Origin of the sequence: Sphingobium cyanobacteriorum, from assembly GCF_030580935.1 — a bacterium.
GTDB classification, from domain to species: Bacteria; Pseudomonadota; Alphaproteobacteria; order Sphingomonadales; family Sphingomonadaceae; genus Sphingobium; species Sphingobium cyanobacteriorum.
This window is the reverse complement of record NZ_JAUQOM010000010.1, coordinates 80,472-106,396: the sequence shown is the minus strand read 5'-3', so window position 1 is coordinate 106,396 and position 25,925 is coordinate 80,472. Positions and strand designations below refer to the sequence as shown.

Below are 25,925 nucleotides of genomic sequence, written 5' to 3'. Positions count from 1 at the left end.
CTCCAGATCAATGATCATTCGCTTCAGTCCCAGGCAGCCGGGAAATGGCGGACGATCCAGAAGTTGATAGCATCATAATATTGAACCGGGGCTGTCAGGCGCAGCTTCGGCAGGCGCCTGATGAAGATGCGCAAGGCAATGCCCGCCTCCATACGCGCCGTCCATGCACCGGGGCAGAAATGCGCGCCGATGCCAAAGGCGATGTGCCGCTCCCCCTTGCGATCGAGCCGGAAACTGTCGGGATCTTTGAAATATTTGGGATCACGGTTCGCGCTAAGCACCGAAAATAGCACCCGCGCCCCTTCCGGGATAGTTTCACCGGACATCTGCACCGGGCATGGCGCGCCACGAAACATGCCCATGGCGGGCGGCTGGAGCCGCAGCGATTCCTCGATCGCCGCATCGACCAGATCAGGATTCTCCTTGACCTCTTCCCACAGGTCCGGCTGCTCCAGCAGGCTGGCGAGTGTGTTCAGCATCAGTGCGCCGGTCGTATCTACCCCGCCGACGAAAAACCCCCGGATAGTGCGACGCAGTTCATCGTTGGTAAGGTAGCGTCCGCGATAGGGCGATGTCATCAGCACGGAAGTCAGGCTGTCGTCCAGCACGGTGCCGACATGCTCCGGCCCCGGCTGGGTCACGCCCGCATCGCGCAGCCTCTGGCGCTTCAATTCGAACTGTTCATCGAAAAAGGCATACATTTCCGCGATGATGCGCTGCTGCGCTTCGGGATCGCGGATCATCGCGTCGAGGAAGGAATCGGTCCAGCGCCGATACATCTCCACCGGCTCTTCGGGAAAGCCGATGGCCCGCGCCGCCACCTTGGCGGGGACCGGCTTGCCGAACAGATGCTGCAAATCACCCGAACCGAGCGCTTCGAAACCGTCGATCACCTCGTTGGCGATACGTGTGCAATCGGCGGCCCAGCGCTTGACCCCGGCGGGAGACATATAGGCATTGTAGAGCCGTTTGAACTCGTTGAAATCCGGCGGATCCTGGTTCAGTGCGATGCCACGTTCCATCGGCGCGAGCTGGCTTCCCCACTCCTTGGAAAAATGCGCGCTATCCTCCAGCACCTGCTTCACATTGTCGAAGCCGGCAGCATAATAATATTCACCATTTGACGCAGCCGCCACGCCAAAATCGCGCAAGCGGTTGTGAAAGGCCGGGCGGTCAGCCAGCGCTTCGGGACTGTTCGGATCAACCGTCTGCATTGCCTCTCCCTTCCGGTCGCTCAGTGCCCGGCGTGTCAACGGAGATAAAAGGGGTGCATCGCGGCTGTGCAATGGCCTGATCGAAAGCATCGTCTCTCCGATACATGCCGGGCATTGAGCATGATCATTCGATTTGGATCACGACCTTGCCGATGCGCGAAGCCGACTCGAAATAACGGAAAGCCTCCGCCGCCCGGTCGAAGCTGAAAGAACGATCAATGACAGGGACTATGCGCGCCTGCATGATCGCACGGTTCATCTGCTCGAAATGTTCGCGACTCCCCACGCGCGTGGGATTGAGGCTAAGGCCACGCATCATGAACAGCGAGGGCATGTCTCCCCCGCTTCGGTCGAGCGCGCCAACCAGGCTGACACGGCCGCATTCGCGGGTCGACTTGATCGTCTCGGCCCAACCTGTCGGTCCACCGACATCCAGAGCCACATCGACCCCGCGACCGCCGGTTGCCGCCAGAACCGCCTTGTGCCAGCCGGAAGCCGAACTATCCACCACGACATCGGCCCCAAGGTCGCGCAATCGTTGCTGTTTGGCGGCTGTGGTCGTCGTGGCGATCACGCGGGCGCCAGCGGCCTTGGCCAGTTGCAGCGCGAAGATGGCGACGCCGCCCGTGCCCATGACCATGACATCCTCGCCCGCCCGCAAGTGCGTTTGCCCCTGAAGCGCCGCCCAGGCGGTAACACCGGCACAGGGAAGGGTAGCGGCTTCCTCAAACGAAAGATGGTCGGGCACGACCACCACCTCACTCTGGTCAACCTTGGTATATTGCGCCAGAAGGCCGTCATTGAGGTGGCGGCCTCGACCCAGCATGTTGAAATCATCCGGGATGCGACCGGATATCCAGCCAGGATGAAAGGTCAGGGCAACCCGATCACCCGGCTTCACGCGGGTGACATTCTCGCCCACGCTGACGACCTCTCCTGCGCCGTCGCACATCGGGATATGATTGGGCGTCATGCCGGTGCCGAACTGCAACATCCCCTGCAACCCCATCAAATCGCGGAAATTGATCGACGTGGCACGCAGTCTTACGATCACCTGCCCTGCGACAGCCGGCGCCGGATCGGGTTCGACACATTGGGTAAGGGCGTCTGGCCCGGTGAAGGCGGGCACGCGATAAAGCTTCATATGATGTCTCCTGATGTGGACGATGATTCAGCCGTTCATGGTGGAGCCGAGTTCGCCGAGAATTTCGATCCGCTGGCGCGAACGACCGAGCGGCATCTGATGATCGGCCAAACCCGCCTCGACGGCTTCGCCCACCGCTTCGACATCAAGGCCGGTCATCCACACGCTGGGCGTGACGATGGCCGGGTGGCTCATCAGCGCGACTTCGCCATCAACGGCCATGAATATCTGGCCGTTGAACCGGCACGAGCGTTCGGAAAGCAGATAGACGGCCAGCGGCGCAACCCCTTCCGGCGACATGCCCTGATTCGTGTCAGGATGGACGATCTGGGCGCTGCGCGTGGCGGCCCGCGGTGAAATGGCATTCACCCGGATGCCGTGCGGCGCCATGTCCATCGCCCAATTATAGGTCAGCGACGCAATCCCGCCCTTGGACGCGCCATAGGCCGCCATGTCCAGCAAGCCGGACTGGGCGCCCGATACGGTGTTGAGTATGGCCCCGCCCCTGCCCTGTGCCTTCATCGCCCGCGCTGCCGCCATGCCGACATAGGCGGTGCCCAGCAGGTTCACCTCGATCGTGCGGCGGAATGTCTCCGGCGCCTCATCAAAGGGCGTCGCCATGGAGAATGTCGCTGCATTGTTGCAAACCGCATCAACCGCGCCAAATATATCGACGCATCGATCGATCAGGGCGCAGGCAAAATCCCAGTCGGCGATATCACCGGGACAGGCGATCGCCTTGCCGCCATCCGCTATGATTTCATCGACCACCGACTGGGCGACCTGCCCATCGACCCCATTGACGACGACGCTTGCCCCTTCGCGGGCAGCCAGGCGCGCATAGGCCGCCCCCAGCCCTCGACCTGACCCGGTGATCACCACCGCCTTGCCTTCCAGCATACCCGGTTCCTTGGCTTGCATGTCCATAGTCATAGCGAAGGAGCATAAGGCGGCTCTTCCCAGCCAGGGAACGGGCCTGATCGCGCTGCACTGACCTTCCCTCCAAAGGCAGGTGCCCGCTTTTCCATGAAGGCGTGCGCGCCTTCGCGCGGGTCGCCACTGCGTGCCATGATGACCAGCCCCTGGCTTTCATGGCGATGCGCGTCCATCGGATGCTGCGCCACCATCCCCTGCCACACCATCTGCCGTGCCAACGCAACCGCCAGCGGAGATGTACCCTCAGCAATGCGATCCGCCAGCGCCAGCCCCGTTGCAATCAGTGCATCTGCCCCGACGATCTCGCGCAGCAATCCGGCCTCGGCAGCTTCGGCAGCATCCACGCTTCGCCCCGTCTGCAACCAGTCGAGCGCGCGTGCAACGCCAACGAGCCTTGGCAGAAACCAGCTTGAGCAGGATTCCGGGACGATGCCGCGGCGAACATAGGGAAAGATATATTTGGCGTTGGCGGTCCCGATACGGTGATCCATCGCCAGCGTGAGGGCGGCCCCCATGCCCGCAGCCGCCCCGTTGACGGCCGCGATCAAAGGCTTTCGGCAATCGAACAGGCGCAGCACCAGTTCGCCGCCCTTGTCACGCGGCGGTGGCCCGTTCGTGCTGTCGGCCTCGCCTGTGTCGCCCGAAATCCGGCTGAAACCGGAACCAAGATCGGTTCCCGCGCAAAACCCCCTGCCCGCGCCGGTGAATAGCACTGCACGGATCGCATCGTCCCGATTGGCACGATCGATTGCCTCGGCGATCAGCCGATGCATATCGAATGTCAGGGCATTGAGCCTGTCCGGCCGATTAAGCGTGACCAACAGCGTCGCGCCCGCCATCTCCGTGATCACTTCAGTCACGCCACCTCTCCTTGCCACGTCTCTGCCAAGGACTGGAGCGCAGCACAGGGACGGGAAGCAAGACCGAAATCAGATCGCAGCGATATCAGCGAGCATGTGATCATCATGCATCAACCGCATGACTGGCAGCGCAAAGAATACCTCCATCGCCGGAGCACGTCCGGGATCATGAGCGCACCTGTATACAGCCAGCCCACCGAAGCGCATTTTCCATGAGAGGCATCAACAATCGCGGCAAATGCAATGCGCCCGGCAAGTCACTGGCACCCACGCAGGCGAATGCCGCGCGCGTCAGAACATGGGAAGCAGCGGGGGCAGGCCAAGAGCGACGCGCCCCGCATCCTCCATCATCGCGCGCTGGTAAACGACATGCCCGCCGGTCGCGTTGACATCACGCAGGGCGCGCTCGAACGGATGACTTTCGAACACAGCCGCACCGCCTGCCGCGCGATAGCACATGCCAACAGCCTCGATCGCTGTCTCCACCGCATGGACCGAAGCACGACGCAGCCTGGCCCGACTTTCCATCGTCGCCCCGTCTTTACGAACCTCCGCCCACATGGACGAGAAAGCATTGCGCACTGCCAGGCGCGCGGCCTCCACCATCGCATCGGCTTTGGCGACGACATATTGCACATGCTGTTGATCGCGCAGGCCGGGGCGCGGTGGCGCCGGAACCTTTGTCACGGCCAACTGCGCAAGACCATCCTTTGCCGCCCGCGCGATGCCCAGGGGCACAGCGGTCAAGCCAAAACCGAAAAAGCTGGTGGGTAGGCGATAGACCGGGTCGGAATGTTTGGGAGCAGCACCGAACATCATGAATGCATGACTGTCGGGCACGAACACATCCTCCAGGTCGAACTCGGTGCTGCCCGTGCCGCGCATACCGCCGGTATGCCAACTATCGATCACTGTCGCGTCGGCGCGGGGCGCCAGCACATGGATCACCACCGGGCCGCCATGGGGGCCAACCCTGCGCTCATCCCCGTCATGCACGAAACAGCCACCCATGACCCATTGCGCCTGATGAATGCCGCTGGCCCAGGCGAAGCGGCCAGTCACGCGATAACCGCCCGCAACGGCAACGGCCCGTCCCTGCGGCGGACCGGACCCGGCCACGGCCGCCTGTCGTGTACCGAATACAGACGCGACTGTTTCTGGCGGAAGCTGGCCTGCGATCATGCCGCTATTGGCGCCGATGGCAAAATTCCACCCGACAGAGCCATCATAATAGGCCACTTCTTCCGTCATATCGAAAGCAGTCAGCGGGTCCACCCCCTGGCCGCCCAGATCCTTCGGCAGGATCAGGCGGTAAAGGTCGAGGTCCATGAAGGCTGCCGCGATCGGATCGGGCAAGCGTCTTTCCATATCCGTTTCCGCCCGGCACGAATCCACGACCGGCTTGAGTGCTTTCGTCCGCTCCCAAAGCGTCCTTGCCTCTTCAGCAGTCATGTGGTTGCCAGCTCCTGTTGACATGGTCGGTCGGGATAGCGAGGCGTGTTGCAGCCATGGTTGCCCAACTCTTTCGAAGTGCATGCATAGTGAGGGGGGCACATTCGTGCCGCAAGCGGTGACACCCCTGCGCGACGGCATCGCAGAGCGAAAATGTCTGAAATCATGTATGCGGTGGCTGGTCGATGGCATGCGTGGCCACGGCTCGCCATTCGCACACCCAGTTCAGGCCAGTATCCTTCTCGCCACTATCCTGAACCGGAGTTGATCGGCAGGATCAGTCCTGGGTCGCGACTTTCCGGGCGCCAGCGCACCGAACCGATGGGCCGTTCGAGCAGGCGTCGAATACGGTCGCCACGCTGATCGACCGTCTGATCCAGCGCACGCTCCAATATGGCCTGTTCGCCTGCCGTCATCCGCTCGCGCTGGCGCAGATAGTCGTGCCATGTGGGGCAGGAAAAACGTTCCAGCCAGCATTGCTCGTCCGCGATGTCGCGGGCCAGCGACCACATATAGGCACCGTTGCGCTGGCGGAAATGCCGCACTTCCAGCATGGCGTCGTAAAATTGGCGCGCCCTTTGCGGGTCGACCCGATAGTCGACCTCGATCACCACAGGACCGCTTCGCCCTGTAAGGGCGAGGCGGACTTCCGGCGTGGCCAGTGGCCGCTCGCGATCACCAAGGTCGGACTCTTCGCGGTTGAGCGGCCAGATACGGCTCGCCACAACGCAGAGGAACATCGCCAGACCGGAACAGGCGATGGCATTCGCAGTCCCCGCCAATTCAGCAACATGTCCCCACAGCCATGCTCCTCCGGCGATCCCTCCGGCCATCGCCGCCTGATAGGCCGCGAGCGCGCGTCCGGCGACCCAGCGCGGCGCCTGCGTCTGGATCGCGATATTGAACTGGGTCAGCGGCTGCATCCACAAAATGCCGGCCACAAACAGGATCGGCATGGCGGTCCATTGTGATCGGGCGAGCGACAGCAGGATGATGGTAAAGCCAAGAAGCGCGGTACTCGCACCGATATGCCATTCGCCAGGCAGACGATGGCGAAGCGCGGGCATGACCAATGCACCCACCACTGCGCCTATACCGAACACGCCCAGCAACAGGCCGTATGTCGCGGCTGTCCCGCCAACCAGATTCCGCGCGATCAGCGGCATGAGCGAAGAGATGGCGCCACCGGCGATCCCGGTCAGGGCCGCGCGAATAATGACCGATCGCGTGGACGGGGAATACAGGACATAGCGCACGCCAGATACCATCGCCCAGCCTATCCGTTCGGGCGGCAGACGTGGCGATTCCTGTTCCCGCCGCCAGAGAAACAAAGCGAACAGGATAGGCAAATAGCAGAATGCCGTCACACCGAACGCCGCGACCGAACCTGCCGCCGCGACAATCAGGCCGCCGATTGCCGGACCGAAACTGCGCGCGATATTGTAGCTGACCGAATTGAGCGCCACCGCCGGCGCCAGATCCTCTGCTGGCACCTGCTCGCTGACGGACGCCTGCCAGGCCGGACCGAACATGGCGTTGGCTGTACCGCTAAGGAAACACAGCATCAGCAACAGCATCGGACTTAGCCAGCCCGCCAGCGCAACTCCGGTCAGCAACAGGGAACTGCAAAGAGCGAAACACAGCATCGTCATGCCGACGGTTCGACGGTCATATGTGTCGGAAATCGCCCCGGCCGGCATCGAAAACAACATATAGGGCAGCATCAGCGCGGTCTGCACCAGCGCGACAAGATCGGCGCGCCCACTCATCTCGGTCATCGCCCAGCCAGCGCCGACACCGTTGATCAAAAGGCCGAAATTGGATAACAGGCTGGCTGTCCAGATACGCCGGAAAACCCGATGTCGCAGGGGCGCGAAAGACGTGCCGCTCCTCATTCCCTCAAGCCTGTCATCATCCCGCCTTCACTACCCTGACCTTAGCGATCATGGTCGCGCATAGGAAATTTGGCCACCGCCCGCAATCATTGCGCGATGCACAGGCCCTGCGCGAGCAGGGCACGGGATTCCGCTGTTCCGTCAAGCAGGCGATTGATCCGCCGGTCCACCCGCCAAAGCCCCGCCTCGTCCCGCGTCAGCTCCCATCGATTGGCGGCAACCCGCACGACCCGCCATTCTTCGCCGGACCGAAGATAGACACGCGAATAATTGGTGGCGACTGCGCTGTTTCCCGTCACGGTGACATGCGGAAGGCTCATGACATGGGCACATCCCGGTTCTACGAAGCCCAGATGCATCGGATCTTCGACGATCGCTCCAACCGCCTGTGCGCCTTCGAATATATGATGTTCGGTATCGTAGCGCCCATCAGGCGCCCACAGGCGCTCAAGCCCTTCGCGGCTCATGCCGTCGGCGGCAAGCCCATAGCTGGCGACCAGTTGGTAGATGGCCTGCCGGTCCTCCAGATCGCGGACCCGACACTCCAGCGCGGCCAGTCGATGCTCGACCGGATCGTCGTCCCCTGCCAGGATCACGCTGGACTGTCCTGATAGCGGGTCATGGGCGTTTCACCAGCCTCCTGCAATTTTCGCAGCGCACCAACGCGCTTGTCAAGCCACCAGCCCGCCTGCTGTGGCCAGTCGTCATAGCCTTCACCCAGCAGAACATGGCGCGCATGGTGCGTCCAGTTCGGATCGGCCAGCAGTTCCCGACCGAGGGCCACGATATCCGCATCCCCGGACCGCAACACCGCCTCGGCCTGATGCGGATCGACAATCAGCCCTACCGTCGCAACCAGGCCTCCGTCCAGCCCCTGCCGCATGGCCCGCGAATAGGGGGCATGAAAGGCATAGCCTCGCCGGACCCGCGTATCGGTCGAACGATCGGACACGGCGCCCCCTGATGAGCAATCGATCACATCCACACCACGCGCCAGCAATTCCCGGCAGAAGATCAGGCTGTCCGCTTCCGTCCAGCCCCCTGCCATCCCATCCAGCACGGACAAGCGATAGAAGATCGCACACGCATCGGGGATGGCGGCGCGCATGGCCGTGATCACCTCCAGCGGATAGCGCATCCGGTTGGCAAGGCTGCCACCATAGCTGTCGGTGCGATGGTTGGAGATGGGTGACAGGAAGGCATGGAGCAGATAGCCATGCGCCCCATGCAGGTCGATGATGCCGAACCCCGCCTGCGCCGCGCGCCGCGCCGCATCCGCCCAGAGTGTGACGTTGGCGGCGATGTCCGCCTCGCTCATTGCTTCGGGCACCTGCCAGCCCTGCCCCGGCGAGATCGCGCTCGGCCCGATGGTCGGCCAGGGCGCTTCCCCACGCGCGATGTCCGCTTCCGTAAGCGGGCCCATACCATCCCAGGGCGCCTGCATCGATCCTTTGCGCCCGGCATGGACGAGCTGGATGCCCGGCACCGCCCCCTGGCTGCTGATAAAGGCTGCGATCCGCGCCAACGGAGCGATCTGTTCATCCGACCACAGGCCAAGGTCCATATGGCTCATGCGCCCGATCGGTTCGATGGCGGTCGCCTCCACAATCACCATCCCTGCCCCGCCCATCGCGAAGCGACCAAGCTGGACAAGGTGGAAATCATTGGCCAGCCCGCTGTCGTCGCTGGCATATTGCTGCATGGGCGACACCATCACCCGATTGGGCGCGGTGAAGCCCCGGATCGTCAAAGGCGTAAAAAGCAGGGAAGCCGGTGCAGCAACATTCACTTTGAGGCGCTCCTTGGTCGCGGAACGCCCTATTGTCCGGCCAGCCCTGATGAACTGCAACCCCGCTTCCCATTGATCGGCAGGGCGATGACAATCATTGCGACCGCTTTTGTACTTATCGCGCCCCGGCCCGCTCTGCCTGCTGCCAGGCAAGCTGGATCAGTTCGGGCAAGACCCGGACCCGCTCCTGCGTCTGGGCGTTGCTGGCGGCGCCCCGGATCATCCGTCCCTTGATCCCATGGAAAATCGCCGCCAGCCGGAAGAAGTTGAACGCCACGTAAAAATCATAGCCCGGCATCCCGTCACGTCCCGTGCGCGCGCAATAGGCGGCCAGATAGTCCGCTTCGGAAGGGATGCCGAGGCCGGCGATATCCGCGCCGACAAGGCCCGCAACGATATAGGGCGGCATCCGGTACATCATCGCATGATAGGCGAAGTCCGCGCCAGGGTGGCCAAGGGTGGACAATTCCCAGTCCAGCACGGCCAGCACGCGCGGTTCGGTCGGATGAAAGATCAGATTGTCGATGCGAAAATCGCCATGGGCCAGCGTGGTCATGTCATCGCCGGCCGGAATATTGGCTTCCAGCCAGGCGATGAGCCGGTCCATCGTCTCGTCCCGGCCCGCCTCGACATCCTCGCGATATTGTTTCGACCAGCGGCCGATCTGCCGTTCGAAGAAATTGCCCGGCCTGCCATAATCACCCAGGCCGATCGCCTGATAATCCAGCGCGTGAAGCTGCGCGATCGTGGCATTCATCGCGTCGAACAATGCGGCGCGTTCCTCTTGCGGGACGCCGGGGATCGTCGCGTCCCAGAAGATGCGCCCTTCCACCATTTCCATGACATAGAAGGCGGAACCGAGGATCGCGCTGTCCTCACACAGGCCATAGACATGCGCAACGGGGAAACCCGCGCCGCCGATCGCGCTCAGCACGCGCGCCTCGCGCTCCACGGCATGGGCACCCTTCAATATCTGGCCCGGCGGCTTGCGGCGCAGCACATAATGGCGGCCAGGCGTCACCAGCTTGTAAGTCGGGTTGGACAGGCCACCCTTGAATTGCTCCACGCTGAGCGGCCCCGAAAAGCCGCCGACATGCGCCTCCATCCAGCGGGTCAGTGCCGCCTCGTCGAAGCCGTAGCCGGCCCGGACCGGGGTGGTCCCGCTATTGGCCGCCGCGTCGGCCGCCCCGCTCACGCCTGCTGTCCCTTCACCCAGTCGCGCTTGATCTTCTTGGCCAGGCTCCATTTGTGCACCTCGGTCGGGCCGTCATAGATGCGGAAGGCGCGGACTTCGCGGAACACCTGTTCGACGATCGTGTCGCCGGTCACGCCGGTGCCGCCCATCACCTGCACGCAATTGTCGGCGATCTTCATCAGCGCCTCGCTGACCGAAACCTTCGCCATCGAGCTTTCGACCGTGCCGAGCGATCCGCTGTCCAGTACGCCTGCACACCAGTCGATCATCAACGCGCACTGCTGGATCAGGATCTTGTTTTCCGCCAGCATGAAGCCCACGCCTTCATGGTCGATCAGCGTCTTGCCGAACGCTTCACGCTTGCAGGCATAGTCGATCGCGATCTCCTGCGCGCGGATACAACTGCCCAGCCAGCGCATGCAATGCGACAGGCGCGCAGGCGACAGGCGAATCTGCGCATATTTGAAACCTTCGCCCGACTGGCCCAGCATCTGGTCGGCGGGAATGCGCAGGTCACGAATGGTGAGGGTCGCATGGCCGCCCGGCATCGAACTGTCGATCGTGTCCGGCACGGCGTCGATGCGGATCGCGGGGTCGGGCAGGTCGATCAGGAACATGCAGGCACCATCGTCCGACTTGGCCATGACGATGCCGATAGCGGCGCCCTGATAGCCGGTGATGAACCGCTTGCGGCCATTTACGACCCAATGATTGCCATCCTGGCGACAGGTCGTTTTCATCATCGACGGGTCAGACCCGGCGCCGCCCTCGGTTGCGGGTTCCGTCATCAGAAAGGCGGAGCGGGCGCGCCCTTCCACCAGCGGTTTCAGGAAGCGCGCCTTCTGCTCCGCCGACCCCTCATGGCCGAGCAGATACATATTGCCTTCGTCCGGTGCCATCGTGTTGCAGGCCAGGGGGCCAAGCGGGCTGAGGCCGGAACGGATGAGGACGATTGCCGTTTCGCGCTGGGTCAGGTGACTGCCATCGGGCATGATGTGGGGGGTCAAGACGCCCGCTGCACGGGCCTTGTCACGCATTTCCATGACCAGTTCGTCCGCAGGCCCGTGGTGGCCACGCGCGCGGGGATCCCGCTCATAGGGGAACACGACATCGCGGACGAAAGCCTCGACCCGGTCGGCAATGGCAACGGCGCGTTCAGTCACTTCCATATCCTTTGGTGATTTTGCTGCATGTTGAGGCATAGCCAGGCCGTGGCCTTGCCGCGTACCTTTTTAAAGGACCGCTGCGGCCCGCAGCGCGGCGATCCGAACATCGTCATATCCCAGCACATCGCGCAGAACCGCGTCATTATCCTGCCCCAGCGTCGGCGGCGGTGTCGCCTCGCCGATCGGGGTCGCCGACATGCGAATGGGATTGCGCAAAATCGGCAAGTCGCCCGCCACGGGATGATGCGTATGGGCCAGCATCGCGCGATGCTTGACCTGGGGGTTGTCGAACACCATCGCCACGTCGTTAACCGGACTGGCAGGAACGTCGGCCGCTTCCAGTGCCTCCAGCCATTCTGTGGCAGTCCGCCTGGCGAACAGGCTGTCGAGAATGGCGAGCAGTTCATCCCGATGCATGATGCGCTTTTGCACCTGATCGAAACGCGGGTCGGAGGCCAGCGACGGTTCTCCCAGCACGCGGGTCAGTGCACCGAACTGCTTGTTGGTACTGGCCACGATGAAAATTTCGCGGTCGCTGCACATGAATGTCTGCGAAGGAATGCCACCAAATCCGCCATTACCCCGCCGTTCGGGCACGACCCCGGAAATCAGGTAATTCTGGACGTAATGGGACAGGGAGGCCAGTCCGCAATCGAGCAGGGCCATGTCGATGAACTGCCCTTCGCCGCTATTGTCCCTGTGGCGCAGCGCGGCAAGGATGGCGCTGCTGGCGTAAAGGCCGGTCAATATGTCGACCATCGACACGCCGACCTTCATTGGCCCGCCGCCCGGCACGCCATCAGGCAGGCCGGACACGCTCATCATGCCGCACATCGCCTGAAACACGCCATCATAGCCGGGCCGGGCCGCATAGGGGCCGTCCTGACCGAATCCGGTTATCGAACAATAGATCAGGCGGGGATTAAGCTCTTTCAGGCTCTCATAGTCGAGGCCATATTTGGCAAGAACGCCGGTGCGGAAATTTTCGATGAACACATCGGATTTCGCTGCCAGTTCACGCAGCAACGCTGCGCCTTCGGGCTTGGAATGATCCACCGTCATACCACGTTTGTTGCGATTGCAGCTCAGGTAAAAGCCGGCGTCCCGCGTCGGATTGCCATCGGCATCGTCCAGAAAGGGCGGGCCGTAGGAACGGCTGTCGTCGCCCGCGCCCGGACGTTCGACCTTGATCACCTCTGCGCCCAGATCCCCCAGCAACTGGGCGCAAAATGGAGCGGCCAGAATACGACTGAGGTCAAGGACCCTGATGCCCTTCAACGCTTCTGACGACATGCTCCCCCGCTCCCTTACACTGAGCAGCCTCATTCACCGACTTTGATGAGAGCGGACAACCTTGTCCCAAGGCACATCGTAACAGCGATATGTCCCGCAGTCAGCGTACCTGCCCTCGCCTTATCCGCCCCCTGTTGCCAAAGGAACGGATGACGGCCCACTTGGCCACACCAATCACAGTATAACCGAGCGGAGGCTGGTATGAGCGCAGTTGCATATGAGGTCGATGGCGAGACTGCGGTATTGACGGTCAACTACCCCCCGGTAAATGCCTTGAGCGCCGCCGTGCGCACCGGGCTTGGTGAAGCGCTCGAACGCGCGGGCGCCGATTCGGCGGTGAAGGCCGTGGTCATTCTGGGCGCCGGCAAGACCTTCATCGCCGGTGCTGACATCACCGAATTCGGCACGGACAAGAGCAAGGTAAAGCCAAGCATCCACGACCTTCAGACCGTGCTGGAAGGGTTCCCCAAACTGACTGTCGCGGCCATTCACGGCACTGCGCTGGGCGGCGGCCTGGAAGTGGCACTGACCTGTCATGCGCGCGTCGCCCTTGCATCGGCCAAGGTCGGCCTGCCTGAAGTGAATCTCGGCATCCTGCCGGGCGCAGGCGGTACGCAGCGCCTGCCCCGCCTGACGGGTGTGGAAGTAGGCATCGACCTCGTTACCTCCGGCAAGCATGTTCCGGCGCCAAAGGCCCTGGAATTGGGCATTGTCGACGCGATCGTCGATGATGTGCGCAGCGGCGGCATTGCGTTCGCCAGGGAAGCGCTGGCCTCCGGCAAGACTTTCGTGCCCGTGATCGAGCGCAATGAGAAGATCACCGGCATCGACCCGTCCGTTTTCGCCGAAGCGCGCAAGAATGTGGGTAAGAAGGCGCGCGGCAAGATCGCGCCGATGGTCATCATCGACTGCATCGAGGCCGCCTGCACGCGTCCAGCCAAAGAGGCTTTGGCATTCGAATCCGAAAAATTCCAGGAGCTGTACGCCAGCGACCAGCGCGCTGCGCTGATGCATTATTTCTTTGCCGAGCGTCAGGCACGCAAGATTCCCGGCATTCCCGCCGATGTGAAGGCCAAGCCGATCACGTCCTGCGCCATCATTGGCGCGGGCACGATGGGCGGCGGCATCGCCATGTCATTTGCCAATGCCGGCATTCCCGTGACCCTGCTCGACCTCAATCAGGAAGCGCTGGATCGCGGTATCGGCGTGATCCGCAAGAATTACGGCATTTCCGTTTCCCGCGGGTCGATCAGCCAGGACAAGATGGACAAGGCCTTGTCGCTTATCACGCCCACGACCGACTATGCAGACCTTGCCCAGTGCGACATCGTGATCGAAGCCGCCCTGGAACGGATGGACGTGAAGAAAGAGATATTCGCGCGCCTCGACGCCCTGATGAAGCCCGGTGCGATCCTGGCCACCAACACCAGCTATCTGTCGATCGACGAGATCGCCAGCGCCACCAGACGGCCCGGCGACGTTGTCGGCTGTCACTTCTTCTCGCCCGCCAATGTGATGAAGCTGCTGGAAAATGTTCGCAGCGCCGTCACATCCGCCGAAACCATCGTCACTGTCATGGAAATGGGCAAGACGATCGGCAAGGTGCCGGTTCTTGCTGGCAGCACCGAAGGCTTCATTGGCAACCGTATGCTGCAATATTATACGGGCGAAGCCGAATTCCTGCTGGAACAGGGTGCGACGCCGGAACAAATCGACCGTGTCGCGACCAAGTTCGGCATGGCCATGGGGCCTATGTCGATGCGTGATCTGGCCGGCATGGACATGGCTGTCGTGTCCCGCAAGGGCCGCGCCGCCAGTATCCCGGAAGGTGAGCGCCTGTCACCGATCGTGGAGCGCTTGGTCGAAGCTGGCCGTTTCGGGCAGAAGACCAACAAGGGCTTCTACCGCTACGAAGGGCGTGACAAATTGTCCGATCCCGAAACGATGGAGATCATCGAGGGCGTTTCGCGCGATTTCGGTATCACCCGCCGGGAGTTTACCGACGAAGAAGTCGAAGCCCGTCTGTTCGCGCCGCTGGTCAACGAAGGCGCCAAGGAGATTGAGGACGGCACCGCCATCCGCGCCGGTGATATCGATGTTGCCTGGGTCAATGGCTATGGCTTCCCCGTTCACCGCGGCGGCCCAATGTACTGGGGCGAGCAATATGGCCTCGACAAAATCTATCAGATGGCATTGGAGGCCGAAAAGCGGAATGGCCCTCGCTGGGGCCCATGCAAGCTGCTGGAGCGTCTGGCCAAGGAAGGCAAAGGCTGGGACGCAGCGTGATCGGGGACGGGATGGCCACGACAATGGCACAGGACTGGGACGAAAATCGTTTCGATCCATTGGCAGGCCCGTCCTCCATCCCGGCTCAACTTGCTGAATCCGCCCGGTGTCATGGCGATCGGACTTTCCTAGTCGGGGAGGATGGTCGCCGATTGACCTTCGGCCAAACCGAAGCGGCGGCACGCCGCATGGCCCGCGCCTTCATCGCATCGGGCCTTGCGATGGGCGAGCGGATAGCGGTCTGGGCGCCGAATGGCATCGACTGGATCATCGCGACGCTCGGCCTGCAACTGGCAGGCGGCGTGCTCGTGCCGCTCAACACCCGGTTCAAGGGCGAGGAAGCCGCCTTCATCCTCGATAAAAGTCGGGCGGCCTTCCTCTGCACGGTCGGTGATTTCCTCGGTAACGACTATGTCGGACTGCTGCGCGCAGTACGCGGCGGGGAGGAAGCAGGTCGCCCGATATCCGGCCTGCCCGATCTGCGCGATATCATCCTGTTCGACACCGATCCCATGGACGGCTTCCTGTCTCGCGCCGACAGTGTAAGCGAGGCCGAGCTGGATGAACGTATCGCGACTATCGGGCCGGACAGCCTGTGCGACATCTTGTTCACCTCCGGCACCACCGGCAATCCCAAGGGCGCGATGTTCAGCCATGCGCAAGCGCTGGGCGTCGTCCGCAGCTATAATTTCGTCAACCGCATCCAGCCCGGCGACCGGATGGTCATCGTCAACCCCTTTTTCCACAGTTTTGGCTATCGGGCCGGATGGGTGTCCTGCCTGATCGGCGGCATGACGGCCTATCCCGTCGCCGAATTGAAGGCTGACGCCCTGACCGCCCTTGTCGAACGCGAACACATCACGGTGCTGCCGGGGCCGCCGGCTCTGTTCCAGACGCTGGTCGACCAACCGACCGGCCATGATATTTCGTCTCTCCGCATCGGCATCACGGGATCGGCCAATCTTCCCGTATCCCTGATGCAGGCATGCCATGATCAACTTGGCATGGAACTGGTGCTGACCAGTTACGGCCTGACCGAAAATACCGCGATGGGCACAAGCTGCCGCTTCGGCGACAGCGCCGAAACCCTGGCCAACACGGTCGGACGCCCGTTTCCTGGCTGGGAAATGCGCCTTGTCACGTCCGACAACCAACCCGTGCCGATTGGCGAAGCGGGTGAAGTCTGCTTTCGCGGGTTCAGCGTCATGCAGGGCTATTTCGAGGATCCGACCGCGACAGCGGAAGCGATCGATGCCGATGGCTGGCTGCATAGCGGCGATGTCGGCATCCTCGATGAACGCGGCTATCTGCGTATCGTCGACCGGCTGAAGGATATCATCATCGTGGGCGGCTTCAACGTCTATCCGGCCGAAGTGGAGAATATCCTGCGCCAGGCCCCCGGTATCGCCGAAGTCGCAGTCGTCGGGATGCCCGATCACCGTATGGGTGAAGTCGCCGCCGCCTTCATCGTGCCAGTGCCCGGCATCGCGCCAAATCCTGTCGAACTGACCACATGGTCGCGTGAACATATGGCTAATTTCAAGGTGCCGCGACGCTTCGTGACGCTTGACGTCCTGCCCAAGACGCCTCTTGGCAAGGTCCGGCGGGTTGAACTGAAGCAAATAGCCCAGACATTGAACGACACATCGCCCCAAGCAAACTGAGCGTCCCTGCCGGGGCAGGCGCCAGAGCGTTGCCGCTATGAAGGCATCAGGGCACGATCTGGCGTCGCTGGACCTTAAGGCTTGAGGATGATCTTGCCCCTCAGGCCACCTGCATCCACGGCCTTCTGCCCTTCGGCCGCAGCGTCCAGCGGCAGGACACGATCAATCATGACCGGCAACGCACCCGCCGCAACAGCCGCGAGTATTTTTGTCAACTGGGCGCCGTCGGGATTGATACCATAGAATTCGGGCACAACCGGCAGGCCATCGGGCGGAATCGGACTATCCGATGCAGTCGCGATGCGCCCGCCCGGCTTCAAATGACGCATCAGGGGCGCCACACTGGGTCCGCCGATCGTGTCCGCGACCTCGTCGAACGCTTCCCCGGTCCATTCCTCTCCGATAACGGCAATCTCCGCCGCACCTGCTTCCCGCGCTTCAACGGCCCGGTCAGCCCTGACTGCGGCAATGATATGCGCCCCCCGACCACGCGCTGCGAACATGGCCGCGCGCCCGACATTGCCCAACGCGCCGGTGATCAGCACACGCTGCCCGGCTTTCAGGTCGAGTGCCGTTTCAATGAGTTGCACACCCGTGAGGTTTGCACAGGGCACCGCCGCAGCCGTCTCGAAACTCATCCCGTCGGGAATTTCCGCTACGCTGGAAACGACTGCGCTGGCATATTGGGCATAGCCACCCTTGGTCATGGGATTGAGCATGGCCGCAACCCGTGTCCCCTTGGAAAAACCCTCACCCGCCTCGACCGTACCGGCAATATCATAGCCCAGTATATGGGGCATCGTGAGGGGGATGAAGGCCTGGTACTTGCCTGACCGCCACTTGCCGTCCGCCGGATTGACGGCGGCGGCGTGAACCTTGATCAGCACTTCACCCGATGCGCATTCAGGAACCGGCATTTCGGCCGGTTCGAGCACATCCGTGTCACCATAACCGTGGATTACTACAGCGCGCATGTGCGATTTTCCTGCTACAAGATCGAAATTAAAGGGGTCTGGCGCGAGAAGGTCATGCCGGCTGCCATGCAGCAGCCTGATCATAGGCATCCAGGATCCGGTCCAGATGATGCTTTACCAGCGGGCGCATCCCGGCATGGGTAACGATCAGCGGATGATTGGCCTTCACGCCGGAAATAGCGCGAGCAGCCACTTCCTGCGGCGACAGGAAGAAAGGCGCTTCGGGCATCGGCATGCCGTCACGCGGCATGATTTGCGCGCCGGGCGTCACCTGTCGCGATCCGGCCGGATTGCCCATGGCGGTGTCCGTGGCCGAAGGCAGCAATAGCGAGACTTGCACGCCATATTTTTCCGCTTCGGGCCGCAGCGCGAATACCAGCGCGACCAGCGCGGCCTTTGCGGGCACATAAGGACCATGTCCGACCACCCAGTCCGGCACCAGCGACGTTTGCGATCCCGTAATCAGGATGGTGCCCGACCCCCGTTGGGTCATGACCGGATAAAATGCCTGGATGGAGTTGGTCGCGCCGGCGAGGTTGACGCCAAGCGTCCAGTCCCAGTCCGCATCCTGATGATCGCGATATTCGCCCGCCGTGGTCACGCCGGCATTGGCACAGAGCATGTCGACCGCACCGAACCGCGCTTCGACCTGGCCCGCCATTGCCCTGACCTGCGCGCGATCAGCCACATCACAAACGATGGCTTCCACAACGGCACCGCTATCGTCACGCAGCATCTTCGCCGCCTTTTCAAGGCGGTCCTGGCTGCGGCCGCAGATCACGACATGCATGCCCTCACCCGCCAGTGCGCGCGCCAGTTCAAGGCCGATGCCCGAACCGCCGCCCGTGACAACCGCTGTACGTCCGGGACCGATCGACGCCATCTTCTGCCTCCTCACCAGGGAACCTATATTCGTCGCGCACGGCCCTGCGGGCTTTCGTCACTTGGAATTGGCCTGTCGATGGTGCTGCCAGAACGGCACAGACGGGCCAAGGCAAAGCATCGCGCCATCATGTGACAATCGTATCCATGATGCAGAATGAAGGCCACCCGCCGTTCGATCAGGCGGCCGTCCCGAAATGCGGGGTGGCACTGGTGAATCCGCCCAGTTCGGCCAGCCGCGCGATCTGGCTCTCCGTATCGCCCAGCACCATGCCAATGGCGGTCAGTCGCCGGAAATAATGGCTGATCATATGCTCTTCGCTGACACCAATGCCACCATGGAGTTGCACCGAATATTGCGCGACAAAGCGGCCGGCCTTCCCAATGACCGCCTTGATCGCGGCATAGCCGGTGGCGCGGACATGATCATCCTGTTCGTCCGCCAGCAGAGCGGCATACATGGCGGCGGAGCGCGCCTGCTCTACTTCCACCAGCATTTCTGCCGCGCGATGCTGCAATGACTGGTTGACCGCGATCGGCTTGCCGAATTGTTCGCGGGTCTTGAGATAGTCCACCGTCAGGTCGAGTGCAGCCTGCATCGCGCCAACCGCCTCCGCCGCCAGCCAGGCGACACCCGCCTCGATCGCCCGGCCGGTGCCGCCATTGCCGCCCAGCCGGTCCGCATCGGTCAGCTTTACTCCGGCCAGCTTCACATCCGCAGCGCCGCCGCCGCCATGCAGGCGATAGCCGCGTCGCTCCAGGCCGGTTACGTCGCCGGGCACGACGAACAGGCCATCGCTGGTCGGGATGATCAGCAACGTCGCGCTGTCACCACCCAGAACGACATGGGCCGTGCCGTTCAGGGTCCAGCCGTCGCCCTCCCGTTCTGCGATTACAGCTGAATCCGTCGCCAGCGCGCCGATCGTCTCTCCGCTCATGATGCCGGGCAGCCATCCCGCCGCCTGTTCGGGCGTCGCGACATGGCTGATCGCCGTGCCAGCCAGCACGATGGAGGACAGATAGGGTTCGACCACCAGGCCGCGACCAAAGGCCTCGCCCACGATCATCGTTTCCACCCCGCCCAGGCCAAGGCCGCCCTGCTCGTCGGAGAAAGGCAACATCGTCAGGCCCAGTGCGACAAATGTGGACCACATTTCCTGCGACCAGCCCCCCGGCTGGCTCATATAGGTTTTGCGATGATCGAGATCATAATGTTCGGTAATGATGCGGTCGACGCTGTCCTTCAGCATACGCTGATCATCGGATAGTTCGAGATCCATAGATTTTCAAAGCCCCAACTGGGTTTTGGCAAGGATGCCCTTTTGCACCTCGCTCGATCCGCCATAAATGCTGGCGGCGCGCAAAATGCCGTAATTGGGCATGATCGTGCCCAGCCATTCGGCATCGTCCTCACCAAAGGCCGCGTCATCATGCCGCACTTCCAGGGCAGCGGGACCAGCCGCCGCCAGCAGCAATTCCGACGCGGCCTGCCGCAATTCCACGCCTTTCAGCTTCAGGATGGACGAACGCGGGTCCGCCGCGCTGGAACGACGCTGGCCATCCAGGATGCGAAGCTGGGTGATCTCCAATATCTTGAGTTCCGCCTCCAGCGCTGCCGCCTTGGCGAGTATGGACGTGTCGCCATCCGCCAGCCGTTTGATGCGGCGGATGAGATGCTTGGTCATGCCGATCCGGGCAATGCCGGTGCGCTCGTTTGAAAGCAGGAACTTGGTTACGTCCCAGCCCTTATTCTCCGCCCCGATCAGACAGTCGACCGGAACGCGCACCTCATCCAGGAACACTTCGTTCACTTCATGCCGTTCATCAAGGGTGATGATCGGCCGTACGGTGACGCCCGGCAGGCGCAGGTCGATCAGCAGAAAGGAAATGCCCATCTGCTTCTTGGGCGCCTGCGGGTCGGTGCGGACGAGCGTGAACATCCAGTCGGCATGATGGGCCATGCCCTGCCAGATCTTGTGGCCGCTCACCACATAATGATCGCCCTCGCGCCGGGCGGATGTGCGCAGCGAGGCAAGGTCGGACCCTGCCCCCGGTTCCGAGAAACCCTGCGCCCACCAGATATCGAGATTGGCCGTCGCCGCCAGAAACCGTTCCTGCTGTTCCGGCGTGCCATATTGGATCAGCACCGGGCCGATCATGGACACGTTGAACGACACCGGCTCAGGCGCCGGTGCCTGATGCAATTCGTCCAGGAAGATATAGCGCTCGACCGGGGTAAAACCCGGCCCGCCATGGGACTGCGGCCAGGAAGGGGTCGCCCATTTGCGGCTGTTCAGCATCCGCTGCCAGGCGACGATCTCTTCCTTGTCCGGGATGCGGCCTTCCACCATCTTGCGATGGGTCACAGGGTCGAGATTTTCGCGGATGAAGGCGCGCACGTCCTGACGGAACGCCTCCTCCTCGGCGGTAAACCGCAGGTCCATGGTCCGTGTCGCCCCTTATTTGCCGACAAAGACCGGCTTGCGCTTCTCGGCGAAGGCGCGAATGCCTTCCTTATAATCTTCCGAAGCGTAGCAGATCTGAAACAGCTCTTCGCAACGGTCAGTGTCGCGCTTGCTTTCGTCCTGGCTATATGTCCAGAGCGTATATTTGACATCTTCCGCCGTCAGCGGCGCACCGACAGAGATGGTCTTGATGATCTTGTCGATCCAGGGCTGGAATTCCTCATTGGGAAGGACGCGACCGACCAGGCCCTTGATATAGGCTTCCTGCGCATCGAACCGCAAACCGCCCAGCAGCATGTCCTTGGCAGCGCCATAGCCGATAATGTCGACCATGCGGCGCAACGAGGAATAACGATAGCCGATGCCGATGTTCATCGCCGGCTGGCCGAAGCTCGACTGGGCAGAGCAGTAGCGCAGGTCGCATACCAGCGCCACCGACACGCCGCCACCGATGCAATAGCCGTCGATCGCGGCGACAGTCACCTTCTTGGACTTGTAGATCGCCTGAAGCGCGTCCTCGCCGGTCTTGGCATAATGTTCCTGCGCGTCCTTGTCGCCGCGCTCCTGCTCATATTTGCCGACGTCCGCCCCCGCGACGAACGCCTTGCCGCCCGCACCGGAAAACACGATCACGCGCACGTCGTCGTCATTTTCGAACTGCGCCATGGCGTCGCTCATACCCTGCCACATTTCAAGGCAGATGGCGTTCATCTTCTCCGGCTTGTTGAATATGACATGGCCGATCGCGCCTTCCTTGCGCGTGACGATATACTGGGTCACTGATAACCTTTCTGTAGGGGAATATAAGGTGCCGGACCGTCAGCGTACTGCGGCGATGGCGGGCCGTTCGACCTCCCGCATGTCCGGGCGGGACCAGGGCGAGAGCCGGCTGGCGATGGCGCCCCGCAGGGTCTGGACCAACTGGTCGCAACGCGCATGAATCTGCTCGCTCTTGCCGGCGATGCCGATGACCAGTTGCTCTTCGCCCAGGCGGTGGGGCAGCAGAACCGCGACGGCCGCGAACCCGTCGCCCAGGTCGCCGACGACATAGCCCTGCTTGCTCGCACGGTTGAGCTGCGCTTCCAGGTCACTGTACCGCACATGCAAGGCGGGGTCACTTTCCGCATTGAGACGATGAACCAGCTTGCGCACATGCTCGCGATACATGACCGACAGCAACGCCACGCCGAAAGGCGAATGGAGGACATGATGTTCCGTGTCGGAAGCAATTGCATCCGACAGACCTTCGCCGACCACATGGACATGCTTCACGTCCAGACCGATCATCGATGCAAGGATGACCGCCTCTCCGGTTTCCTCCAGCAGACCGTCCATCATCGGCAACAGCCGGCCATGGCGGAACAGTTGCGGCTGGACCCAGGCGCCCAGCAAAGCCACGCGCGCGGTCGGACGGAAAGTGCGGGCAGCGCGATCGCGATAGAGATAGCCACGACGCACAAGCGAACTCAAAAGCTCTGACGTGCTCGACTGGGGCACGTTGAGCGAGCGGGCCACGTCCATCACCGTGACTTCCTGGCGATCGGCCGAGAACATCTCGAAAATTTCAAGCACCCGGTCGGCGGACTTGATCTTCTTCTCACGCATCACGGTCGCCATCGCTCGCTCTCCTAAAAACAGTCCACCAGCAGTTGCTATGCCATGTTATGTTGTCATCATATGATACTGACTCGCGGTTTTGGCAAGCGAAACATTCGCACCTGTGATGAAGGCGGCGCAGGTTCGCAAAGTTACCAAAATCCGCTAGAAACCACGCATTTTCAACGTAGAGGCGAGGACCGGGATTGATGACTTCTTTCGTAAATGTTGAGCGGCGCGGCCGCATCGCCGTCGTCACGCTCAACCGTCCCGACTCGCTGAACGCCATCGCCACGCATCAGGATTGCCATGATCTTGTCGAAGCCATCGAGTCGCTGACGGACGACCGTTCCATCTCCGCCGCCATCCTGACCGGAAGCGGTCGCGCCTTTTCCGCCGGCGGCAATCTCAAGGCGATGAAAGAGCGCAACGGCATCGGCCCGCTCGATCAGCCCGACTCCACCCGCCACAATTATCGGCGCGGGGTACAGCGGATCACCACCGCATTCATGGATTGCGAAGTTCCACTGATCGCCGCGATCAATGGCCACGCCGTGGGCCTGGGATGCGATCTGGCCTGTCTGTGCGACATGCGGATTGCCGCAGACAGCGCCAAATTTTCCGCCAGCTTCATCAAGGTCGGCATTGTCCCCGGCGATGGCGGCGCATGGTCGCTCCAGCGGGTGGTGGGCTATGCCCGCGCGGCGGAGATGTTCTTCACCGGCGATCGCTACAGCGCACAGGAAGCCCTTGGCTTTGGCCTGGTAAGCCGGGTCGTCCCGGACGAACACCTGTTGCCGGAAGCGCTGGCGTTGGCCGAACGCATCGCCGCCAATCCCGCCCGCGCCTTGCGACTGACAAAGCGCCTGCTGCGCGAGGCGCAGACCCAGCGCATGTCTGAAATCCTTGAACTATCGGCCGCCTATCAGGCGCTGGCGCACGAAACCGGCGATCATGCCGAAGCGCTGGATGCGTTCATGGCCAAGCGCGATCCGGTGTTCAAGGGGGACTGACGCAGGCCGATCGCTGGCGCCGCGAATGTTCCGGCGCCAGCCCCCCTGTCACAAACCCCGTCACCAGACCCTGTCAGACGCTTTGCAGGCTGGCCCGCAGTTCGACTTCATAACGATAGCGTTCGGGGTGATAGCGCTGGCGGGCCACCTCTATCAGCTCGCCTGTGCTGGTATAATATTTACGCTGCGCGCCCAGCACCGGCGTACCTTCGGGCAGGCCCAGATATTTGACCGTCGTGCCCCTCACCTCTGCCGGTTCGATGATCTGGGTCGCCCGGCTGACGCGCACGCCCAATTTACGTTCCAGGATGCGTATGATCGGTTCGCTGCCGACGATGTCGTCCACGGTGAGCCTGCCGGTCATGGCCGGGGTGAAGTAGAATTCGGAATGTGCGGTCGGCCCGTCCCCTGTCCGGCTGATCAATTCCAGCCGCAGCAGTTTCGTGCCTTCATCAAGGCCGAAATCGGCCAGAATCTCGTCCGGTGCGACCCGCTCGTCGAGCGAAATGACCACTGGCTCCAGTTCGGATGCGGTCATGAGGAAGGCATCGAGCGACCCGCTCAATTGCACAGCATGAAAGCCCGAAGAACGGTCCGCCACGAACGATCCGACCCCGCGACGACGCTGGATAAATCTTTGCGCCTCCAGCGATGCGAGCGCCCGCCGCACCGTGATGCGGCTGACGCCATAGGCCAGTCCGATCTGCTCTTCGGTCGGCAGCATGTCGCCCGGCGCAAATTCGCCAGACGTGATGCGCGCCTTCAAATCCTGCTCCAGTTGATGATACAACGGGATTGGGCCGACCGCGAGTTTCATTGCCGCCAACTGTGTCATCTTCCTGCCTTACACTCAGACTCGCCGGTCGCAAACGCTTAGGTGCGCAAATCACCTGTGCGATGACGCCGCGCCCGCTTGCACCTCACCGTCCATATTCGTCGAAAAACGCTATGACATCTGCGGCGAAAGCATCCGGTTCCTCCATCGCCGCGAAATGCCCGCCGGCCGTCATCTTGCTCCATCGCGTGACATTATAGGCTTGTTCGGCCAGGCGCCGGCTGGGCATCGGATAGAATTCCGCCGGAAAATGCGCCAGTCCGCTCGGCACAGTGACCGGACCTGGGCGCCGCGGCTCATGGGCGCTGGCATAATACATCCAGAAAGACGAGATGATGTTGTCCGTCACCAGATAACTCATCAGGTTGGTGATCAGGTGATCCTTGTCGAACCGGCTTTCAATATTCCCGCCGGTATCGCCCCATCGCCAGAATTTTTCCACCGCCCAGGCCGCCCATCCGACCGGATTGTCGTGCAGGGCAAGGCCAATGGTCTGCGGCTTGGTCGCCTGTTCGTGCTGATAACCGCTTTCCGCCTGCATGAGCTTGCCCACCGCGCCCCAATAATCGGCCAGTTCGGGATCATCACTCGATCCCGGCGGCGGCCCCATGAAGAAATTGACGTGGATGGCCGCGACCACATCGGCATGGGACACGCCAAGCTGCTGCGTGACGGCGCTGCCCCAGTCGCCGCCCTGGGCAAGGAAGCGGGGATAGCCCAGCACATCCACCATCAGCCTGCGCCACAGCGCCGCGACACTGGCGGGGCCGATCGGCCTTGCGGGGCGGCCCGACCAGCCATAACCGGGCAGGGAAGGGATGACGAGCGTGTAGCCCGCGCCGTTCAACAACGGGATCGCCGCCTGGAACTCCACCACCGATCCTGGCCATCCATGCGTCAGGATGATCGGCAGCGGGCGGGAGCCGTCGCCGGGAATATGGTAGAAATGAATGTCCACGCCATCCACGTCCGCCACGAACTGCGGCCAGCGGTTCAGTTCGGCTTCCTGCGCCCGCCAGTCATAATGGTCGCGCCAATACTCCACGAGTTCGGCCAGATACCGGCGATCCATGCCATAATCCCACGGACCGCCTTCCGCCGGGGCATAGCCGATGCGGGTGTCGGCGACGCGGGCGGCGATACGGTCAAGCACGGGTTGCGGCACATCGATGCGAAACGGGCGCATGGTCATTGAAGGCGTATTCCCCTCTCCTGAGGCCCTGCTTTCGGCCACGAAGAATAGTGTGCGACGCGATTGGCCATGCG

General features: G+C 62.3%; 22 protein-coding genes. 3 read left to right on the top strand and 19 right to left on the bottom strand.

Annotated elements, in window-relative coordinates; translation table 11 throughout:
* Positions 1-23 precede the first annotated feature (23 nt).
* The 11 genes from Q4610_RS16805 to Q4610_RS16755 all read right to left on the bottom strand — a co-directional run bounded on the left by Q4610_RS16805 (position 24) and on the right by Q4610_RS16755 (position 12,944).
* The gene (locus Q4610_RS16805; RefSeq protein WP_304537129.1) at positions 24-1,214 is read right to left on the bottom strand and encodes a cytochrome P450; all 1,191 of its coding nucleotides are present in this window, start codon (positions 1,212-1,214) and stop codon (positions 24-26) included.
* A 124-nt stretch (positions 1,215-1,338) separates the two neighbouring features.
* Positions 1,339-2,358, bottom strand: a complete 1,020-nt coding sequence (locus Q4610_RS16800) for a zinc-dependent alcohol dehydrogenase family protein (RefSeq protein ID WP_304537128.1) — start codon at positions 2,356-2,358, stop codon at positions 1,339-1,341.
* 27 nt (positions 2,359-2,385) lie between these two features.
* The gene (locus tag Q4610_RS16795; protein ID WP_304537127.1) at positions 2,386-3,279 is read right to left on the bottom strand and encodes an SDR family NAD(P)-dependent oxidoreductase; all 894 of its coding nucleotides are present in this window, start codon (positions 3,277-3,279) and stop codon (positions 2,386-2,388) included.
* An 8-nt stretch (positions 3,280-3,287) separates the two neighbouring features.
* Entirely contained in the window at positions 3,288-4,154 is an 867-nt protein-coding gene (locus Q4610_RS16790; protein WP_304537126.1) for an enoyl-CoA hydratase-related protein, read from the bottom strand.
* Between the two features lie 291 nt (positions 4,155-4,445).
* Positions 4,446-5,606 (bottom strand): acyl-CoA dehydrogenase family protein, encoded by a 1,161-nt coding sequence (locus tag Q4610_RS16785; RefSeq protein WP_304537125.1) that lies wholly within the window; start codon positions 5,604-5,606, stop codon positions 4,446-4,448.
* Positions 5,607-5,854: 248 nt separating this feature from the next.
* Positions 5,855-7,501, bottom strand: a complete 1,647-nt coding sequence (locus Q4610_RS16780) for an MFS transporter (protein ID WP_304537124.1) — start codon at positions 7,499-7,501, stop codon at positions 5,855-5,857.
* Between the two features lie 86 nt (positions 7,502-7,587).
* Positions 7,588-8,097, bottom strand: a complete 510-nt coding sequence (locus Q4610_RS16775; protein ID WP_304537123.1) for a nuclear transport factor 2 family protein — start codon at positions 8,095-8,097, stop codon at positions 7,588-7,590.
* Entirely contained in the window at positions 8,094-9,290 is a 1,197-nt protein-coding gene (locus tag Q4610_RS16770; protein ID WP_304537122.1) for an NADH:flavin oxidoreductase/NADH oxidase, read from the bottom strand. The genes Q4610_RS16775 and Q4610_RS16770 overlap by 4 nt, the downstream gene beginning before the upstream one ends.
* Before the next feature lie 115 nt (positions 9,291-9,405).
* Entirely contained in the window at positions 9,406-10,485 is a 1,080-nt protein-coding gene (locus Q4610_RS16765) for a phosphotransferase (RefSeq protein WP_304537121.1), read from the bottom strand.
* The gene (locus Q4610_RS16760) at positions 10,482-11,654 is read right to left on the bottom strand and encodes an acyl-CoA dehydrogenase family protein (RefSeq protein ID WP_304537120.1); all 1,173 of its coding nucleotides are present in this window, start codon (positions 11,652-11,654) and stop codon (positions 10,482-10,484) included. The genes Q4610_RS16765 and Q4610_RS16760 overlap by 4 nt, the downstream gene beginning before the upstream one ends.
* A 63-nt stretch (positions 11,655-11,717) precedes the next feature.
* Entirely contained in the window at positions 11,718-12,944 is a 1,227-nt protein-coding gene (locus Q4610_RS16755; RefSeq protein WP_304537119.1) for a CaiB/BaiF CoA transferase family protein, read from the bottom strand.
* Between the two features lie 201 nt (positions 12,945-13,145).
* Between Q4610_RS16755 and Q4610_RS16750 the strand changes: the two genes are divergently transcribed.
* Positions 13,146-15,230 carry a 3-hydroxyacyl-CoA dehydrogenase NAD-binding domain-containing protein gene (locus Q4610_RS16750; RefSeq protein ID WP_304537118.1) on the top strand — a complete coding sequence of 695 codons (2,085 nt, stop codon included), beginning with the start codon at positions 13,146-13,148 and terminating at the stop codon, positions 15,228-15,230.
* 23 nt (positions 15,231-15,253) lie between these two features.
* Positions 15,254-16,894, top strand: coding sequence for an AMP-binding protein (locus Q4610_RS16745; protein WP_304537144.1), 1,641 nt, complete (start codon positions 15,254-15,256; stop codon positions 16,892-16,894).
* Positions 16,895-16,968: 74 nt separating this feature from the next.
* Here the strand turns inward: Q4610_RS16745 and Q4610_RS16740 are convergent, their stop codons facing one another.
* The 6 genes from Q4610_RS16740 to Q4610_RS16715 all read right to left on the bottom strand — a co-directional run bounded on the left by Q4610_RS16740 (position 16,969) and on the right by Q4610_RS16715 (position 22,832).
* Entirely contained in the window at positions 16,969-17,868 is a 900-nt protein-coding gene (locus tag Q4610_RS16740) for an NADP-dependent oxidoreductase (protein WP_304537117.1), read from the bottom strand.
* Positions 17,869-17,920: 52 nt separating this feature from the next.
* A complete protein-coding gene (locus tag Q4610_RS16735) occupies positions 17,921-18,751 on the bottom strand; it encodes an SDR family NAD(P)-dependent oxidoreductase (RefSeq protein WP_304537116.1) in 831 nt (276 codons plus the stop codon).
* A 178-nt stretch (positions 18,752-18,929) separates the two neighbouring features.
* Complete coding sequence (locus Q4610_RS16730; RefSeq protein WP_304537115.1) at positions 18,930-20,030, bottom strand: acyl-CoA dehydrogenase family protein; 1,101 nt, start codon at positions 20,028-20,030, stop codon at positions 18,930-18,932.
* 6 nt (positions 20,031-20,036) lie between these two features.
* Positions 20,037-21,194, bottom strand: a complete 1,158-nt coding sequence (locus Q4610_RS16725) for an acyl-CoA dehydrogenase family protein (protein WP_304537114.1) — start codon at positions 21,192-21,194, stop codon at positions 20,037-20,039.
* A gap of 15 nt (positions 21,195-21,209) precedes the next feature.
* Positions 21,210-21,995: an enoyl-CoA hydratase gene (locus Q4610_RS16720; protein WP_304537113.1), complete on the bottom strand. Its 786-nt coding sequence runs from the start codon at positions 21,993-21,995 to the stop codon at positions 21,210-21,212.
* Between the two features lie 39 nt (positions 21,996-22,034).
* A complete protein-coding gene (locus Q4610_RS16715) occupies positions 22,035-22,832 on the bottom strand; it encodes a helix-turn-helix domain-containing protein (protein WP_304537112.1) in 798 nt (265 codons plus the stop codon).
* Positions 22,833-23,020: 188 nt separating this feature from the next.
* Here Q4610_RS16715 and Q4610_RS16710 point away from each other — a divergent pair, with 188 nt between their 5' ends.
* Positions 23,021-23,824 carry a crotonase/enoyl-CoA hydratase family protein gene (locus Q4610_RS16710; protein WP_304537111.1) on the top strand — a complete coding sequence of 268 codons (804 nt, stop codon included), beginning with the start codon at positions 23,021-23,023 and terminating at the stop codon, positions 23,822-23,824.
* 73 nt (positions 23,825-23,897) lie between these two features.
* On the opposite strand, the gene Q4610_RS16705 is transcribed toward Q4610_RS16710, so the two are convergent.
* Complete coding sequence (locus Q4610_RS16705; protein WP_304537110.1) at positions 23,898-24,659, bottom strand: GntR family transcriptional regulator; 762 nt, start codon at positions 24,657-24,659, stop codon at positions 23,898-23,900.
* Positions 24,660-24,744: 85 nt separating this feature from the next.
* Positions 24,745-25,851, bottom strand: coding sequence for an epoxide hydrolase family protein (locus Q4610_RS16700; RefSeq protein WP_304537109.1), 1,107 nt, complete (start codon positions 25,849-25,851; stop codon positions 24,745-24,747).
* Positions 25,852-25,925: the final 74 nt, after the last annotated feature.